The sequence below is a fragment of the Breznakiella homolactica genome (assembly GCF_016616095.2).
Lineage (GTDB): Bacteria > Spirochaetota > Spirochaetia > Treponematales > Breznakiellaceae > Breznakiella > Breznakiella homolactica.
This window is the reverse complement of record NZ_CP067089.2, coordinates 1,368,906-1,385,469: the sequence shown is the minus strand read 5'-3', so window position 1 is coordinate 1,385,469 and position 16,564 is coordinate 1,368,906. Positions and strand designations below refer to the sequence as shown.

Here is a 16,564-nt window from a genome sequence, read left to right as displayed (position 1 = left end):
AGATCCGCGGCCGTGTTTTCCATTTCTTGTTTTTAGTTTATTAGCCGCTCAGAAGCGCGGTCACCTCTTCCCGATTCCAGCGGCGGGCAATATCAATCGGACTTTCGTCAGCTACATTTTTAATATTTTTGCTGGCCCCCATTTCGATCAGAAGGGCGACCATTTCGGGGCAGCCGTTCTGCGCGGCGTAATGGAGGATGGTGTTTCCCGCGCTGTCCCGGGCCGTGATTGCCCGGCCGCTGAAAAGGGCCTTTACGGCGTCACTTCCCTTCTTTAAGGACGCGGTGGCGGGGCTTTCCCCGTCGGCGGCGGCGGAAAATATGTCCGATCCCGCGTCGGCGAGAATCCGGGCAGCTTCCCAGTTTTCCGTATTGATAGCCGCCCGAAGGGGCGTCTGACCTGAGCTGTCGATGGCGGAAACTCTTCCTCCCTGCTGAATAATTGCCCGGATCATATCTCCCGGAGCTTCATCGAGGACCGCGATATGGAGCGGGGAGTATCCGTTGTCGTCGGAAGCCAGGATCCTGTCTTTGGTAAGCAGTGTGGATACCATCGCCGGCGATGTGGCCAAAGCAATCTGAAAGGGTGTTTTCCCCGAGGAATTTCTGGCGTGAATCGGGGCGCCCCACGTAAGCAGCAATGTGGCGACATCATTCCGATTGATGCCAACGGCAATATGGAGGGGCGTGTCCCCCCGGGAATTACGGGCGGTCGGATCGGCGCCCCGTTCGGCGAGCCGTTCAGCGGCCGCCGGAAGTCCAGCCAGTACAGCCTCCATAAACGGGGTATTCCCTTCATTGTCCCGTTCTTCCAGCTTCGCGCCGTGCATGGCCAGGGTTTCTTCTATAGAAACCATTCCCAGCCGGACCGAATCATGGAGCGGCGTTTTGCCGTTCAGCGCATGGGCGTTTATATCCGCGCCGGCATATATCAGGGTTTCCGTTCCGGACTGGGCGTTCCAGCGTACCGCGGCATGCAGGGCTGTATTGCCCAGAGTATCCCGTCCGTTTATCTGGGCGCCCGAAGCCAGCACCGACATAATAGTGGAGGGGGAGTCCTGTTTTACCGCTATAAAGAGGGGCGTTTCCCCGGTGGCGTTGGGGCTTTCTATATCCGCTCCCCGGGCCGCCAGTTCGGGAATGACTTTATCCATCTTCCACTGCGCCGCGTAATGCAGCGGCCCGTTTCCAAGGCCGTCCCGGGCGGCAATTACCGTGGGGTTAAGCATCCAGCTCCGGACCGGGTCGCCGCCGGTCAGGCCGAGGTACAGCGGGCTGTGGCCTTCGGTATTAACCGCAAAAATATCCGCCCCACGGGAAATAAGCAGTTCCCCAATCTCCGCTTCATTTAAAACTATTGCTGTGTGCAGGGCCGTATCACCTGCCTGGTTCCGGGCATTCACTGCGGCTTTGTAATCGAGTATTTGGCTTATCAGCCGGAGCTCGGCGCCGTTTTTAACGGCAATATGAAGCTGTGTATTTCCGGCGCTGTCGCTGAGAGTTACTGTCCCGGGAGTCACCATGGCCGAAAGACTCTCGTCTCCCTGGAGCAAAGCCAAATCAAAAGGTGTAACCCCATGGTTATCCGCGGCAAAAATATCGGCTCCCCGGCTGAGAAGCAGCGGAATGGTATGGTACCGTCCTTCTTCCAGCGCCGTATGGAGCGGTGTTTTTCCTTCAATATTGCGGATTGTAACATTCGCTCCTCCGCTGAGGAGCCGGTCCGTTGTGGCTGTATCCATATTAAGGGCTATGGCAATATGCAGGGGTGTATCCCCGTGATCATCCTTTATATTGGGATCGGCATTATAGGCAAAGAGAAGATCCAGGCCATTTTTCCGGGTTTCCGGGGGCATAACAATATGCATGGCGGTATTTCCCTTGGCATCCCTGCTGTTCACCGCGATTCCGCTGGAAAGCAGGAGTGACATGGTTTCCAGATCACCGGAACGGGCCGATTCATGGAGGGCCGTCATTCCCGCGGCGTTCTTCGCGTTGATATCGGCTTTTTTATTTATGAGAAACCGGACAATTCCGATGCTGCCTTCCCGGGCCGCAAAATGTATGGGCGCAAGGCCATCCGCGGTCCGCATGGAATAGTTTGAACTCCGGACCGCCGGGGCAAGATACGAGAAAATCGCCTCTTCCGAATAGCCCCCTCTGAGGATAAGCACTTCGGCGGTTTCCGCGTGGGAAAGGGAATCTCCCCGGGCCAGAGCTATATCCAGCGCGGTTCTCCCCTGGCGGTCACGTTTGTTAACCGAAGCGCCACGGTCCAGGATAATTCTGGCTGCTTCTCCGCTCCCGTACTCAGAAGCGAGATGGAGCAGGGTCTGGCCGCCGGCGTTTGTCTTCGCAACCGACGATGGCGTTGCCAGAGCCTCCAGGAAAGTCCCGCCTTCCTGAATTCCTATTTGCGCCGCGGAAAAACCTTCCGGGCCGCGGTAATGTATATCCGCGCCGGCGTTGGTCAGTATTCCGCCCATGGCGGCATCGCGGTTCGCGGCGGCAATGGTGAGGGCGCTTCTCCCGGTATTATCCACGGCATTTACATCCGCTCCCAGGGAAATAAAAAACGAACCCATACCGCTGTCCCACAGTTCCGCCGCCATATGCAGCGGTGTTCGCCCCAGTTCATCGGTGGAATTTACATCGGTTTTACCGAGGAATAGGGTCCGGGCTTTATCCGTTTCCCCGTTGGACAGCAATGTCCAGAGGTCTTCCTGGGCCGGAGCCGCTGCGGGGCTGGATTTACAGCCTGTGAGCAGGATAAAGGGTATTAGAATACCTGCAATAAACGCTAAGATGGAAAAATTCTTCGGTTTCATGGTATTTTATCGACATTTTTCTTCCTATTTTGTAGCAGATCCGGTTCAGAAGGTCCTATTTCTTTCCAATAATCCGTAATATATTGACAATTGAAAATAATATCGATATTATGAATCCACAGTTGCGGCGATGGTGGAAGTGGTAGACACGCTAGCTTGAGGTGCTAGTGCCTTAACGGGCATGCTGGTTCAAGTCCAGTTCGCCGCATGATGTAAGTCCTTACACGGTAAGGACTTATTTTTTTGTCTAAGTCAAAAAACCAAGTCCGGCAAACTAATTTGCGAAAGATACTGGACACTACCAATGTGTATGCAGCGAAAGTTATTTGTTTCCAATGATCAGCTATAGAAAAATGTATTCTCAGATTGTCCAGGCAGGATAACTACTTTTTTACAATTACTTGAATATACGGCCATGGGTTCAGGGCTTCAAACTCATCAGAAACAGCAGTTCCCTTCGTATTATAAATAGTAAGCTTGGCATAGCTCTCAAGTCCCGGACGCCAATACATTTGTCCTTTACCATGCGTCAGAGCAGTCCCAAAGTAAGTATGGGGAGAACCAAATCCATAGAATGTTCCCGCCGGAAAATTTGTATTGCTGTAATTAAAGATAAACCAATCATTAGGCCCTAAAGACGCCATGCTTTTTCCCAAAACATTTTGCAGATATGTTGCTACAACAGCTTCAGAAGGTAATCTTCGGTCAACAGGTGGTGAGCTCTCAATACCCAGGAAACTCAAGCATCCGGTAACTACCAGCAGTACAATTAAGAACAAAAATATATATTTTTTCATGACACCTCCGCATATATTTTAAAAAAAAGAATACCAATCATATTTCGAATAGTTGTCCCGTAAAGATATCGCAGAACTCTGCTCTGCGGAGGCCCATTCTGCATAATATACCGCAAAACAAGGAAAAGCAAATGAGTTTTTATGGTTATCACCGGTAAAATATCTGCCCCTTGTGACATCTTTTTGAAAAGTTTTACGGCGTAGTATCACCGTATTTATCCGCGCTGGACGAGGCCGGTACTTTCTTTAAGAATACTTCAACGCAGTTTTTTCTTCACTTGAAAAAAATAAATTGACTAATTCAATGTCTAAAGTTTATCATAATATTATCTAATACAATTTTTATTTAATATGGGGGCCTATCTTATGGAGCAAAAGGAAATCTCACGGAGAAATTTTTTGAAAAATACCGGCGCGGTAGTTGGCGGTGCGGCGGTGGGTGCCAGTCTGATGGGACTTTCCGGCTGCTCTACCTCCGGATCCGGTACCCCTGCGGGTTCTGAAAGTAGCATATCCGCTCAGCAGGATTATCCCCAGAAAAATATTTTTTCTATGTGGAATCAGATACGAACCGATGAATATGGGGGAATTCTGGCTGAAACCGTCACTATGCCGGGGTATAAGGGTGACTCCATTCACGCCTACGTTTCGCGGCCCCTTGGAAAAGGACCTTTTCCCGGTGTTATCCTGATCCCCCATATGCCGGGATGGGACGAAGTTAACCTGGAGATTACCCGCCGGTTTTCCCAGCATGGATGTGTCACAATCTGCCCGAATATCTATGAAAGGTTCGGCCATGGACTGCCCGGGGAGATTTCCGCCAAGGCGCGGGAAGCTGGCGGCGTTACCGATGACAGTGTAATGGGCGATTGCCAGGGAGCTTTGGATTATCTCGTTTCGCTCCCGTACTCAAACAGCAGGGTTGGAGTAATCGGTATGTGTTCCGGCGGACGCCATGCGTTCCTCGCGGGGTGCACCGTAAAAGGCCTTAACGCGGCGGTTGACTGCTGGGGCGGGGGGGTGATTATGTCGAAGGACGATCTGTCCCCGGCCCGCCCGGTGGCGCCCATCGACCTTACCAGCCAGCTGAGCTGCCCCCTCCTGGGAATATTCGGTAATGACGACAGGAGTCCTTCGCCGGCACAGGTGAACCAGCATGAAGAAGAACTTAAAAAATACGGAAAAGACTATGATTTTTACCGTTACGACGGCGCCGGACACGCTTTCTGGTCCTATGACCGGGACGCGTACCGTCCGGTCCAGGCTATGGATTCCTGGGCAAAAGTCATGGAGTTCTATAAAAAACATCTGATACCTTAATTGATTCCGGGGAATCTCACATGACAACAGAGCCTTTCGTTGTGATGGTAAAGCCGGTAGGCTCTCTCTGCAATATGGAATGTTCGTACTGCTACTACTCCAAACCAGGCTCCGGGCAAAGCCCGGGTCAGTCCCGTATGACCGATCAGCTTCTGGAACAGTTTATCCGGCAATATATAGAGTCGAGCCCCGGGCCTCATGTGAGTTTTGTCTGGCACGGCGGCGAACCAACTCTGGCCGGTTTGGATTTCTACCGGCGGGTGGTAGAGCTGCAGAAGCGATATCTTCCCGAAGGATGGAACTGCTGGAATAATCTGCAGACGAATGGGATCCTCATTGATGATGAATGGTGCGCTTTTCTGGCGAAAGAGCGTTTCGATGTCGGACTGAGTATTGACGGCGCGCAATGGCTCCATGACACATACCGGATGGACCATAAGAGCGGCGGCAGTTATGAACGGGCGGCGGCGGCTGTCCGCCGGCTGCAGTCCCATGGAATACAGCCGGACCTGCTGTGTACGGTGACCTCCGACGCGGCAAAGCGGCCTCTGGATATTTACAGGGCATTGCGGGGATTCAATACCGGCTGGATACAGTTCATTCCGATTGTGCGCAGGGAATCCCATGAGTCCATGCCTCACGGCGAAGTTACCGCCGACAGCGTAACCGGACGGATGTATGGAGAATTTCTGTGCGCCGTTTTTGATGAGTGGATTCTTCACGATCTGGGGCGGCTGGATGTCCAGGTCTTCGCCGAAAGCATGCGGGTCCTGGCCGGCGGCAGCGCCGGATTGTGCTGGATGGCACCCGTGTGCGGAAGAGCGCTGATCGTTGAACGGGATGGCGGCGTTTATTCCTGCGACCACTTTGTGATGCCGGAATACCGGATTGGTGAAATTGGAACCGCGCAGTTAGGTGATCTGGCCGATTCTTCTGTCCAGCGCCGTTTCGGCGAGGCCAAACGCTCAAGCCTTCCCGCGCAATGCCGGTCCTGTCCGTCCCTTGCCTTGTGCAATGGGGGCTGCCCCAAGGACCGTTTCGTCCTGTCGGATGACGGCGAGCCGGGTCTTAATTATCTGTGCGAAGGGCTCCGTCGTTTCTTCTCTTATATAGAGCCGGCGGTAAACATGGTGAATGTGCTTGCCAAACAAGGCCATACTCCGGAAGCCATCATGGCTAATCTGCGCAGCCGGCTCGCGGTTCTGTGGAAGGGTGTCGGCCGGAATGACCTCTGTCCCTGCGGGAGCGGCCGCAAAGCGAAACACTGCTGCTGGGCAAAACGGCCGGTTTAACGCTATTTCAAGAGAGCTGTAGTAACCCAGCTGCCGCTGAATGCAAAGGTCTGTCCGAAAAGTTACCGAATAAAACCTGATTTTCCAGACAGACTCCTATGACTATCTTCTTCTTGCCTGAAGAGAAATCCAGAAATCCCGGATATCAGGTATATTATAATAGTAGAATTCAGGGTCAGGAGCCCAGAATTTATTTTCTGCCAGGGAGGTTGAATTGGCGCTGGGGACATCGTCCCGGACAGGCCATCCTCCTTCCGTGTTCCACGGATTAAAGCCGGGTCCTTTGCCGTCGGCTTCACCCAGAAGCCAGCGGACCATAAGTTTCGCCGCATTGGGATGGGGCGCTTCATTTACAATATATACATTAGTCTGGCGGCTCAGGCTGGTAGCGGGACTCATATCAGCCGCCGCGAGAACGTAGCCGTTAGTCTCATTTTGCCTCAGTTTTGATGAAGCGGAATAACCTAACGGCGCTGATTTTTGCCCCGGAACACCAACGGCCTCAGTGACGCTGTCAGAAGATGAAGCAAAAATAATATCGTTATCCGCCAGTCTTTTAATAAGCTCATGCCCCGCGGTTGGGCAGTCTGGGGAAAGCTGAATAGGCTTTCCGAATACTTTCTCGTATTCCGCGGCAATTTGATCGGAATACAGGATGAGGGTCGCAAAATTGACAAGGTATTCAAAACTATCCAGAGGATTCTGCATTACCAGTTTGCCTTTCCATTCCGGTTTGGTCAGATCCCACCAGCTCGAGATCGGCTGCTCAGGGTACACTTCTTTATTATAGTACCAATAGTTCAGTTCAATGAGCATGGGCATGGAGTAGGTGAGCATGGACTCATCAATGTGGGCGCAGATGTCCGCGGGATAGTAATTGATAAACTTGCCCGGGAGAACCATTTCTTTGTAGACCGAACCATCCAGGTCCTGGATGTGAATTATATCGGCGTTGCGGATTCCCGCTTCATATTCCCGGGTTATTTTTTCGATCAGTTCCGCCGCTTGAATGTTATACGCCTCAACCACAATATCCGGGTACTGTTTTTCGAAATCAGCTTTTATTCTGGGCGCCCGGCTCGAAAGGGAGTAGACCACAACTTTCCCTTCATTCTTCGCAAGTTCATAAAGCTCTCCGGGTGTTTCGGTATATACCTCCATTTTGTTTTTTATGGCCCAATCGGAGACAATAATTTTGTCCGGTTCCGTCTGCGCATTATTTCCCGGAGCCTTTTGTCCGCCGCCGAAAACCGCGGCGGTGCAGATCACCAATAACCCGATGAGAAATACCGCTTTCGCTCTCTGTTTCATAGCATTCTACCTCCAAAAAACTCCGGTTATTCCGCGTATTTCAGCAGTCTCCCGGTTTTTTCATTAAAAATGTTTACCGAATCCGGATCAACTTCCATATACACTTTTTCATCCGCTTCATAGGCGCGGTTTCCCAATTCCTTAATCAGAATCAGGTTGTCTCCGACCTGAACCTGTACGAGGGTTTCCGACCCTGCGGGCTGCGCGGTATAGATTGTAACTTCGGTCGATTGTTCTCCCGGTGAATCCCGCAGCAGCAGCTGTTCCGGCCGTATCCCCAGAATGCATTTAAAATCCTCGTTTTGCGGAAATCCGGTTTCCGTAAAATCCTCGGCCTTGTATGTCCATGAACCGAGACAGGATGTGACTTCAATTTTTTCCATTGTAAACCGGGCCTGCGCGTCGACAAAGTTGATCCGCGGGTTTCCGATAAAGTCCGCTACCTCAAGGGTGGCAGGGTTGCGGTATATCTCCAGTGGGCTGTCCACCTGCACAAGGGATCCTTCAAAGAACACCGCCACCTTGGTGCTCATGGTCAAGGCTTCTATCTGATCGTGGGTTACATAAATGATTGTGGTTCCCAATTCCTGGTGCAGCCTTTTTATTTCCGAACGCATGTCCAGGCGCAGCTTTGCGTCAAGATTTGACAGGGGTTCGTCGAGCAGCAAAGTCTTTGGGGCGGTGACGATTGCCCGGGCGATGGCCACCCGCTGCTGCTGTCCGCCGGAAAGCTCCGCCGGATACCTGTCCCTGAACTGGAGTATCTGCATCCGTTCCAGAACTTGTTCAACCCGGTCCCGTATTTCTTCACGGGGAACTTTCTTTATACTCAATCCGAAGGCGACGTTTTTAAATACCGTAAGGTGGGGCCATAAGGCGTAGGACTGGAAAACAAGATTCAAATCCCGTTTCGATGGGGGCTGAAAATACGCGTCCGAAGCGTTTACAATTCCTTTGCCGTCCAAACGGATTGTCCCGGTATCCGGATGCTCGAGACCGGCCACTATCCGCAGGGTTGTCGTTTTTCCGCACCCCGACGGGCCGAGGAGGGTCATAAAATCTCCGTCTTCTATCGTCAGATTCACGTCTTTTAATACATGGTTGGGGCCAAAATATTTATTTATGTTTTCAAGTTCAATCTTGCTCATGCTTTACACCTCAACATCTTTTAAGCTCCCATACTGCGGGTAATGTCAGCTTTACCTGACAGGTATGTGATAAGGTACGTAACCAGGACTATCAGGAACATAAGAACGGCAATGGCGTTGGAATAAGGAAACATATTTTCATTGGAATACTGGAATGCCATGTAGGGCAGCGTGGCCAATTGTGGCGTGATAAGAATGATGATTAAATCGAGCTCTTTCATGACGCTGATAAAAATAAGGATGAAGCCGGAAATAAAACCGGATCGGGAAAGGGGAAACACAATCCGGGTAAAGCGTCTCAGGAAAGATGCGCCGGGAATAGCCGCCGCTTCCTCCAGCTCAACACTGACCTGCATCATGGTCGAAATGCCTGCCCGGCAGGAAAAGGGCAGATTTTTAACCACACAGACCAAAACCAGTAAAGCAAACGTTCCGTAAAGGGACGGTATAAACAAACGCGGCATGGCAAACATGGAAAGGTACAGCGCGCCGAATGCAATGGACGGAATAAGGTACGGAATAAAGACGAGCTGTTCCAGAAATTTCCCGCTTATTTTTCCCCGGCCCCGGGAAATAATGTACCCGACTATTTGTCCGCAGAAAGACGCGATTAACGAGGTAACCCCGACCAGTGCCAAGGTATTAAACAGCGTCCGCAGAAACCGCGGATTAACCAGGATACCGCTTTCGCCTTCGTAAATTGTCTGATCCGAAGCGCCGATCCAATAGTGAAGGGAAAAATTGGAAAAACTATAGTTACCCGGCTTCAGCATAAACGTATCAATGGTCAGAATAATGATTGGACCTATAACCACGATGCCGATAAAAAGAATCAGAAAAACCACAATAGGCTTTTTTGCTTTCCCCAGCGGAAGCGGATTCTTCCGTCCGCCTTTGCCGCCGATGAGGGCATAACTTTTCCGGCTGCCGATTGCCTTCTGGTTTATATAGATAAATAACGCGGAAATTAAAATCAGGATAACCGCGATGGCAAAACCCGTGGCGGTCTGCCGCTGACGTATTGTGGAATACAGAGTGGTGGAAATAGTATAGTAATTGACTTTCATCCCCAAAAAGGCGGGAACCCCGAAGGTACCCATGGTTTTTGAAAAAGTCAGGATGAACGATGAGAGTATTGCCGGCAAAACCAGGGGCAGGGTAATCCGGCCTAATATCTGGCCCTTAGTCGCCCCGGCAATTTCCCCCATTTCTTCCACTTCACTGTTGAGGGAACTTAAGGCGGCGGATACCAGCAGATAGGCATAGGCATAATAATGAATGGTTAGAACTATGATGATAGGAAGCGGTCCGTAAGCAAGCCAATTAGGGGTATCGATTCCCAGGGACGCGAGAAAACCAATTCTTCCGCCTATCCTCGCGTTTTTAAAAACCGTTAGCCATGCCATGGATTTGCACCATGACGGCAGCATATAGGGTATGATAACCGCCAAAGAAAAAAACTTTTTTCCCGGCAAGTCGGAACGAACAAGAAGCCAGGCTATCATTGAGCCCAGGGTTACCGAGTAGATAGAAACAGTCAGGGATATAAAGAGAGAATTAAGCAGAGGCTGCCAGAGCAGCGCTGAGCTGGCCTGTGAGAAAAGGAGTCTTGCCCAATAGTAAAAAGAAAAATCTCCCGCGGAAGCGCTGGGAACCCTGCGCACATCCTGCTGTGTAAGTCTGAACGTATTCATAACCATTTCAAAGAGGGGCAGGATAATCAGATACGAGAGGATTACTACCGCAATAATGGTAATAATAATATACGGATTGCGGACCCTGTTAATAATTTCGTTTTTTAATCTGCGGGGATTAAAAGAAATATTAGTTTTCCGCATGATGTAACAATCCTTTTACTATTCCGGGGATCTCATTCAGACTTTCAATCCTGAAGTCCGCCTCGTCTTCATTTTTAATAGCCGCTGTATCCAGTTCACCGGAAAGATATGAATCAATCCGTATGCTTGCCTTGTATCCCGCGTTTCTGGCGCCGCGGACATCCCGGGATATGGTGTCCCCTACATAGATACATTCTTCCGGAAGGACACCCAGGTCCCGGGCGGCGGCAATAAAAAGTTCCGGATGGGGTTTAATAAAACCCGATACGCTGGAGAGATAGACGGTTTTAAAAAATCGGCGTATACCGAATTGATACAGATCCTCCATAGCCTGGTTAAAACACACGGTATTGGAAATAACCCCCATCGCAATGCCCGTATCGTATATAGCTTCCAGCATGGCCGGAGTTTCCGGACGCAGTTCCATACGGTAATAATTCCGTTCCCAGATTTCAGCGATGTTATTGGCTATGACCCTGAGTTTGTCCCGGTTGAAGTTTAAATCTTTCAGGTACCATTCCGACCATAATTCAAATGGAGCGATCTCACGGCAGGTAGCTGTCCTGATTTTCCAGCAGCGCTCTTTTTGCTCCGCAATGGTTCTTATCAATTCCGTACTGTTAAATGGTACATAAATATCATGGCGGGCCAGGTAATCCAGTATTTTTGTTCCGCAGGGCAGATTGTATTCTTCCTTGTGTGTAACATTTATCAGAGTCCCGCCCAAATCAAAAATAAGTGCTTTCAGCATATTCAATCCTTTCGTTCCAGAGTAAATCCGAAATAACCATCAGGCTATTATTAAATGTTGCGACTATATTCACGAATGTTGCATTTTTGATTTTTTTAATGTATATTGCGGATGCTGAAAGGTTGGGTAGTTATGGAAAAGCAGGAATACAAGTACATTTTCAGAAACCGTTTCCGTACTATGGCTTCCCTGTCGGTTTACCGTACCGGTTACAAACAGTGTACCAGTGAATACAGCCGGGGCATGGAGGTTAGGGATTTCTATATCCTTCATTTTGTCATCAGCGGCCGGGGAACTTATTCCTTGAATGGTAAACGTTTCTGTGTCAAAGCCGGGGAATCTTTTTTGATTTATCCCAATATGCAAATCAATTACTGGGCGGACCGGAATGATCCCTGGGAATATTGCTGGGTAGGATTTGACGGCGCGGACGCGCGTATTTTGATGGATACCGCCGGGTTCAGTCCGGAGAGACCGGTCGTACGCCCCAGTTCACCGGAGAAAATACACAGACGCATAATGGATATTTATAAATGCCGGGGACAGGAAGTTTATAAGCTTATTTCCATGACCGCCCGATTGTATACGCTGCTGGCCTGTCTTATTGAAGATGCCGCGCGGAACGGACCGATCCTCTCGAGTCACATCGGACTGACCCATGTCCAGCAGGCCTGCGATTATATTGCGAACAATTATTCCCGGCATATAACCGTTGAGGATATCGCGTCCCACGCCAATGTAAGCAGAAGCCAGCTGTACCGGGTTTTTATTAAACACATTTCGGTTTCTCCTTTGCAGTATCTACGGGAATTCCGGCTTCGGGAAGCCTGCACTATTATGCAGCAGCAGCCTGAATCAATTAAGAATATCGCCTACGCGGTGGGATTTGAAAATCCTCTTTATTTTTCAACGCTGTTTAAAGGGATGACCGGAGAAACACCTACCGAATATGTCAGCCGGTATGCCAATAAGCGGAAGTAAAAAGACCCTGCTAGTGCCGTACCGGCCACGCCGGCCAGCGTGAGGAAGGACGGCATGGAATGCCGAAGCTTGCGACGCAGATTCCTTTCCGGCAATATTTTTTCAAAATGAAAATAACGGTTTACCGCTGTTTTGTCAGTATATACATATCAGCCAGGTCTCCGGTGATTTGTTTTCCCCGCATATCAAGCTGAATCAGTTTGTTTTCCCCGACCTGGTACTGGGCGGGAAAATCCTTCGGGGCAGTGTCAAGGGTTATGGTGTTCCCCGCTTTGTTCCAGGCGAAAGTTCCGTCCGCGGTAAATACGCCGTTCGGTTCGCCAATGTATTCATACCGGAGGGTATAGCGAAAATCCGAATTATTACCGGAAATAAGGGTAAGTGTTACGTTGATGCCCGGCCCGCTGGCCGCCGGGATCGTCCCGGTATAAACTCCCGCCCAATCCAAACTGTCCCGTGACGTATGCGTATCCGGCGACTGTGAGGCGCAGGCTCCCAGCATAACACCCAATAGAACAATAGGAACTACAGCAATATTTTTTTTCATCTTTTTTACCTCTCCTTCTAAAATACTGCTGAGAATTACGGCAGGCAAGAAACTTCTCTCTTAATAAGAGCTGCCAATTTTTTCCATAATATCTGCTCCGCAGAATCATACTGAAGGATACTACCTCTCCTTGATATACTTTAATCTACGCATGATAGTCGCCGTTGCGGAAAGCCCGAGTATCAGGGCTGTAACAATAAAGACCGCCCTGAAATCCAGGATGGCGGCGGTCACGGAACCGATAAGCGGTCGTTCCTATACGAAACCACAAGGGGCATATTATTGCTTCGTTATCCTTTTCCGGTTTTATTGGCCTTAACGAAGAATCACATCTTATTGGCTATGTTCCGATTCTTGAGAAAGCGGCGGCAGAAATAAAAGAAAAATTATTTAAAAATTTTCTTGACCCGGAACCCTGCGGTTCTGTTTAATATTGGAAATCTGCCGAAGCGGCGCTGCGGGCGTTTATTCCCGGAAGCTGCGGAATCCCGCGCTGCGTGGTTTTACAGGAACCGGCGGATTTCCTCCAGCTTCCGAATCTTTTCATGGGGCCAGTCCGGATATTCATTGAATTCATCGAATAGTATGCCCTGTCCCCCGATTTTCTGGAAACCTTCAACACAGGAAATAGAATCATCGATAAACAGGGTTGTTTCCGGTTCCGCCCCCAGGACGGCGAGGGCGTTCCGGTATGCCCCTTCATGGGGTTTTCCTAAAAGAGCGTTTTCTCGGATATCGATAATGAAGGGGAAAAGGTCGGAGACTCCTAAGCGCCTGAGTATTGTCAGCGCGTGGACCATGGGTGAATTAGTAAGAATAGCGTAGGGAAGCGGAAGGCTTTCAATAAAAGAGCGGAGCTCCGGGCTGGGCGGTAAATTTTCCGCTTCATCCTCGGGATATACCATAGAATAATAATAATTTATATCCTTAAGGCCTTCTTCTTCCATCAGCCATTGGGTGCTGGTGACATAACGGGTTGGAATATTGCGTTTCCGCTGTTCCTGGGCTTCCTCCAGGCTGATGGAAAGATAGTCCGCTACAAACTGGGTGACTCGCCGGTCAACATCGGGCTCAATGTTGTGGATCTTTGAGTAAAGGGTATTGTCCAGATCAAAAAGAATGTGCCTAATCATAACCTAGCTCCGTTACTCAGATTTTACGGTATTACAGGAACCGGCGGATTTCCTCCAGCTTCTGAATCTTTTCATGGGGCCAGTCCGGATGATCGTTGAATTCATCGATCAGAACGCCCTGTCCGCGGATTTTCAGAAAACCTTCGACGTAGTGGGGGGCGTCATCGATGAACAGTGTGGTTTCCGGTTCCGCATCAAGGGCGGTAAGCGCTTTCCGGTACGCCCCTTCGTCAGGCTTTCCCACAAGGTTGTTCTGGCGGATATCAACTACTACGGGAAAAAGATCGGCGATGCCCAGCGCCTGAAGTACTCTTGACGCGTGTACCATGGGGGAATTAGTAAGTATGCCGCAGGGAACCGGAAGGCTTTCAATAAAACTGCGCAGTTCCGGGTCGTATTTGAGGTTTTTGCATTCGTCTTCAGGGTGTATCACCGAGTAGAAATAGTCGATATCCCTGAAGCCCTTTTCTTTTATAAGCCATTGGGTACTCAGGCCATAGTTTTTTGGCACATTGAGACTTCGCTGTTTCTGGGCTTCTTCCAGGCTGACAGAAAGATAATCCGCAATGAATTGAGTAATGCGCTGATCAACACCGCTTTCAACATTAAGATTTTTTGAGTAAAGGGTACTGTCCAGATCAAAAAGAATATGTTTAATCATGTCTTGTTTTTCCGGGGGTAGATTTTCCAGGCCCGGTTTAATCCTTGTTCGTTTTAGGGGTTATACGTTTTTTTCGAGAAAGTCGGCAAAAAAAGCCGCAGCCGCTTCTTCGTCATCACCATCAAATGTCATGGTTACTTCGTTGCCCTGTTTTAATGTCAGTGCCATAACGCCGATGACCCGTTTGGCGTTTACCATTTTTGCGGGGGAACCGACTTCGATGGCGCACTTGTATTTTCCGGCAGCTCCGGCTAAAAGCCCGGCGGGGCGGCCGTGAAGCCCCATGGGAGCTTTCAGTACATAGGTAATTTCTCTCATTTATTTGCTCCAGTAAATATTGGAAGATCTGTCTCGCGGATGTTTTTCCGCATGCTAAGGATAAAGGCAGGGGAGACCGAAAGCTCTGAATAACCCATGCTGATAAAAAGCCCCGTCAGTTCCTGGTCCGCGGCCAGCTCTCCGCAGATCCCCGCCCAGATCCCCGCCTTTTTTGCACTGGCTGCGGTCATCTCCAGCAGTTTCAGCACCGCGGGGTGGTGGGAGTCGGCATACTCGATCAGCCGTTCATTCTGCCGGTCCACTGCCAGCGTATACTGGGTCAGGTCGTTAGTCCCAACACTGAAAAAATCAGCTTCCCTGGCGAGGTCATCGGCGATAAGCGCTGCCGCCGGCGTTTCTATCATGATGCCGAGTTCAGGCGCGCCCGTTTTTTTGCCCTCATTTTCAAGGTCTTCCCGGACCTTCGCGGAAATTTCCTTAAGCTTTTTAAGTTCCCATAATGAAGCAACCATGGGGAACATGACCGCGATGTTGCCGTAGGCCGACGCGCGGTACAGCGCGCGGAGCTGGGTAACGAGAATTTCGGGACGGGAAAAACAGAGGCGGATAGCCCGGCATCCCAGAGCGGGATTTTCTTCGGTTTCCAGTCCGAGGTACGCCGCCTGTTTATCGGCGCCGATATCCAGAGTACGGATTACGACACGGCGTCCCGCCATTACTTCCGCCGCCCGCCGGTACGCTTCAAACTGTTCATCCTCGGAAGGAAGTTCGTTTCTTCCCAGGTATAAAAATTCACTGCGGAAAAGTCCGATACCTTCGGCTCCGTTTTCCAGCACTTCTTCTAGCTCGTCAACGCCGCCGATGTTTGCGTATAATTCAATCTTTTTGCCGTCTTTGGTTTCTGTGGAAAGATCCCTGTATGCGCGGAGTTCCGTTTTTGATTTGGCATCTTCCTTCTGCCGCGCCTCAAGCCTGCTCCGGGTTTCACCGTCAGGCTCCAGAAATATTTTTCCTTCATGGGCATCCACCGCCGCTTCCTTGCCGTGCATGCTGTCATCCAGAACTATCTCCGACTGTACAATGGCGGGGATGGCAAGGCTCCGGGCAAGAATGGCCGTATGGGAAGTGGAGGAACCCTTTTGGGTAACAAAGGCTCTGACAAGTTTTTTGTCAAGCTGAAGTGTCTGGCTGGGACTTAGGTCCTCAGCTAAGATAATCGAAGGTTCCTCAAGGGTAACCGTCTGGCGGATACCGAGCAGGATAGATACTATCCGGTCAGCCGCGTCGAGAATATCCGCGGACCGGGCATTCATATACGGATCATCCAGGGATTCAAAAAGCTGTGAGAATTGCTTTCCCGCCCGGCTGACCGCCCAGGGTGCCCGGCTGGATTCATCCCTGATAAAATTAATTACCACGTCGTGAAAATCTCCGTCCTGTAAAATATTCCGCTGCAGATCAATAACCAGGGCTTCTTCTTCGCCGGTCTCCCCGAGGGTTTTGTTATACAGTTCTTCAAGTTCCCTATCGGCGGCCTCAAGGGCGGAACGAAACGCTCCGATCTCTTCGTCGGCCGACACGCAGGGACTCTCATCAAGGCCCGGGATTGCCTTTGTAAGGATGTACACCTTGCCAAAAGCAATCCCGGGAAATACACTTTTCCCGGAATAACAATTCAT

At 50.3% G+C, this 16,564-nt stretch carries 14 protein-coding genes and 1 tRNA gene; 4 read left to right on the top strand and 11 right to left on the bottom strand.

Going from position 1 to position 16,564, the window contains the following annotated elements; all coding sequences use genetic code 11:
- Positions 1 to 40: 40 nt before the first annotated feature.
- The gene (locus JFL75_RS06385) at positions 41 to 2,827 is read right to left on the bottom strand and encodes an ankyrin repeat domain-containing protein (protein WP_215625854.1); all 2,787 of its coding nucleotides are present in this window, start codon (positions 2,825 to 2,827) and stop codon (positions 41 to 43) included.
- A gap of 124 nt (positions 2,828 to 2,951) precedes the next feature.
- On the opposite strand from JFL75_RS06385, the gene JFL75_RS06380 reads away from it, so the two are divergent.
- Positions 2,952 to 3,035 (top strand) — tRNA-Leu (locus JFL75_RS06380).
- Between the two features lie 175 nt (positions 3,036 to 3,210).
- Here JFL75_RS06380 and JFL75_RS06375 read toward each other — a convergent pair.
- Positions 3,211 to 3,624, bottom strand: a complete 414-nt coding sequence (locus JFL75_RS06375; RefSeq protein WP_215625853.1) for a hypothetical protein — start codon at positions 3,622 to 3,624, stop codon at positions 3,211 to 3,213.
- Between the two features lie 351 nt (positions 3,625 to 3,975).
- Between JFL75_RS06375 and JFL75_RS06370 the strand changes: the two genes are divergently transcribed.
- Together JFL75_RS06370 and JFL75_RS06365 are read left to right on the top strand one after the other, a co-directional pair.
- Positions 3,976 to 4,944, top strand: a complete 969-nt coding sequence (locus JFL75_RS06370) for a dienelactone hydrolase family protein (protein ID WP_349629693.1) — start codon at positions 3,976 to 3,978, stop codon at positions 4,942 to 4,944.
- A gap of 20 nt (positions 4,945 to 4,964) precedes the next feature.
- Positions 4,965 to 6,236 carry an anaerobic sulfatase maturase gene (locus JFL75_RS06365; RefSeq protein ID WP_215625851.1) on the top strand — a complete coding sequence of 424 codons (1,272 nt, stop codon included), beginning with the start codon at positions 4,965 to 4,967 and terminating at the stop codon, positions 6,234 to 6,236.
- A 102-nt stretch (positions 6,237 to 6,338) separates the two neighbouring features.
- On the opposite strand, the gene JFL75_RS06360 is transcribed toward JFL75_RS06365, so the two are convergent.
- From JFL75_RS06360 to JFL75_RS06345, 4 genes are read right to left on the bottom strand one after another with little or no spacing between them, the layout of a single operon-like run.
- Entirely contained in the window at positions 6,339 to 7,547 is a 1,209-nt protein-coding gene (locus JFL75_RS06360) for an ABC transporter substrate-binding protein (protein WP_215625850.1), read from the bottom strand.
- A gap of 26 nt (positions 7,548 to 7,573) precedes the next feature.
- Entirely contained in the window at positions 7,574 to 8,695 is a 1,122-nt protein-coding gene (locus JFL75_RS06355; RefSeq protein WP_215625849.1) for an ABC transporter ATP-binding protein, read from the bottom strand.
- A gap of 20 nt (positions 8,696 to 8,715) precedes the next feature.
- Positions 8,716 to 10,533 (bottom strand): ABC transporter permease, encoded by a 1,818-nt coding sequence (locus JFL75_RS06350; RefSeq protein ID WP_215625848.1) that lies wholly within the window; start codon positions 10,531 to 10,533, stop codon positions 8,716 to 8,718.
- Entirely contained in the window at positions 10,520 to 11,284 is a 765-nt protein-coding gene (locus tag JFL75_RS06345) for an HAD family hydrolase (RefSeq protein ID WP_215625847.1), read from the bottom strand. Before JFL75_RS06345 ends, JFL75_RS06350 begins: the two co-directional genes overlap by 14 nt.
- Positions 11,285 to 11,416: 132 nt before the next feature.
- Between JFL75_RS06345 and JFL75_RS06340 the strand changes: the two genes are divergently transcribed.
- Positions 11,417 to 12,265 (top strand): AraC family transcriptional regulator, encoded by an 849-nt coding sequence (locus tag JFL75_RS06340; protein ID WP_215625846.1) that lies wholly within the window; start codon positions 11,417 to 11,419, stop codon positions 12,263 to 12,265.
- 121 nt (positions 12,266 to 12,386) lie between these two features.
- Here JFL75_RS06340 and JFL75_RS06335 read toward each other — a convergent pair whose 3' ends face one another.
- The 5 genes from JFL75_RS06335 to ptsP all read right to left on the bottom strand — a co-directional run bounded on the left by JFL75_RS06335 (position 12,387) and on the right by ptsP (position 16,564).
- Positions 12,387 to 12,812: a copper resistance protein NlpE gene (locus JFL75_RS06335; RefSeq protein WP_215625845.1), complete on the bottom strand. Its 426-nt coding sequence runs from the start codon at positions 12,810 to 12,812 to the stop codon at positions 12,387 to 12,389.
- 503 nt (positions 12,813 to 13,315) lie between these two features.
- Positions 13,316 to 13,945, bottom strand: a complete 630-nt coding sequence (locus JFL75_RS06330; RefSeq protein ID WP_215625844.1) for an HAD-IA family hydrolase — start codon at positions 13,943 to 13,945, stop codon at positions 13,316 to 13,318.
- A gap of 31 nt (positions 13,946 to 13,976) precedes the next feature.
- Positions 13,977 to 14,606 carry an HAD-IA family hydrolase gene (locus JFL75_RS06325; RefSeq protein ID WP_215625843.1) on the bottom strand — a complete coding sequence of 210 codons (630 nt, stop codon included), beginning with the start codon at positions 14,604 to 14,606 and terminating at the stop codon, positions 13,977 to 13,979.
- A gap of 60 nt (positions 14,607 to 14,666) precedes the next feature.
- The gene (locus JFL75_RS06320; RefSeq protein WP_215625842.1) at positions 14,667 to 14,924 is read right to left on the bottom strand and encodes an HPr family phosphocarrier protein; all 258 of its coding nucleotides are present in this window, start codon (positions 14,922 to 14,924) and stop codon (positions 14,667 to 14,669) included.
- Positions 14,921 to 16,564 (bottom strand): phosphoenolpyruvate--protein phosphotransferase, encoded by a 1,644-nt coding sequence (gene ptsP, locus JFL75_RS06315; RefSeq protein WP_215625841.1) that lies wholly within the window; start codon positions 16,562 to 16,564, stop codon positions 14,921 to 14,923. Before ptsP ends, JFL75_RS06320 begins: the two co-directional genes overlap by 4 nt.

Excerpts from the sequence above, each read along its gene's own strand:
- JFL75_RS06345 (WP_215625847.1), bottom strand. The coding sequence starts at position 11,284 with ATGCTGAAAGCACTTATTTTTGATTTGGGCGGGACTCTGATAAATGTT.
- JFL75_RS06330 (WP_215625844.1), bottom strand. The coding sequence starts at position 13,945 with ATGATTAGGCACATTCTTTTTGATCTGGACAATACCCTTTACTCAAAG.
- JFL75_RS06320 (WP_215625842.1), bottom strand. The coding sequence starts at position 14,924 with ATGAGAGAAATTACCTATGTACTGAAAGCTCCCATGGGGCTTCACGGC.
- JFL75_RS06385 (WP_215625854.1), bottom strand. The coding sequence starts at position 2,827 with ATGAAACCGAAGAATTTTTCCATCTTAGCGTTTATTGCAGGTATTCTA.
- JFL75_RS06340 (WP_215625846.1), top strand. The coding sequence starts at position 11,417 with ATGGAAAAGCAGGAATACAAGTACATTTTCAGAAACCGTTTCCGTACT.
- JFL75_RS06335 (WP_215625845.1), bottom strand. The coding sequence starts at position 12,812 with ATGAAAAAAAATATTGCTGTAGTTCCTATTGTTCTATTGGGTGTTATG.
- JFL75_RS06370 (WP_349629693.1), top strand. The coding sequence starts at position 3,976 with ATGGGGGCCTATCTTATGGAGCAAAAGGAAATCTCACGGAGAAATTTT.
- JFL75_RS06375 (WP_215625853.1), bottom strand. The coding sequence starts at position 3,624 with ATGAAAAAATATATATTTTTGTTCTTAATTGTACTGCTGGTAGTTACC.
- JFL75_RS06355 (WP_215625849.1), bottom strand. The coding sequence starts at position 8,695 with ATGAGCAAGATTGAACTTGAAAACATAAATAAATATTTTGGCCCCAAC.
- ptsP (WP_215625841.1), bottom strand. The coding sequence starts at position 16,564 with ATGAATTGTTATTCCGGGAAAAGTGTATTTCCCGGGATTGCTTTTGGC.
- JFL75_RS06365 (WP_215625851.1), top strand. The coding sequence starts at position 4,965 with ATGACAACAGAGCCTTTCGTTGTGATGGTAAAGCCGGTAGGCTCTCTC.
- JFL75_RS06350 (WP_215625848.1), bottom strand. The coding sequence starts at position 10,533 with ATGCGGAAAACTAATATTTCTTTTAATCCCCGCAGATTAAAAAACGAA.
- JFL75_RS06325 (WP_215625843.1), bottom strand. The coding sequence starts at position 14,606 with ATGATTAAACATATTCTTTTTGATCTGGACAGTACCCTTTACTCAAAA.
- JFL75_RS06360 (WP_215625850.1), bottom strand. The coding sequence starts at position 7,547 with ATGAAACAGAGAGCGAAAGCGGTATTTCTCATCGGGTTATTGGTGATC.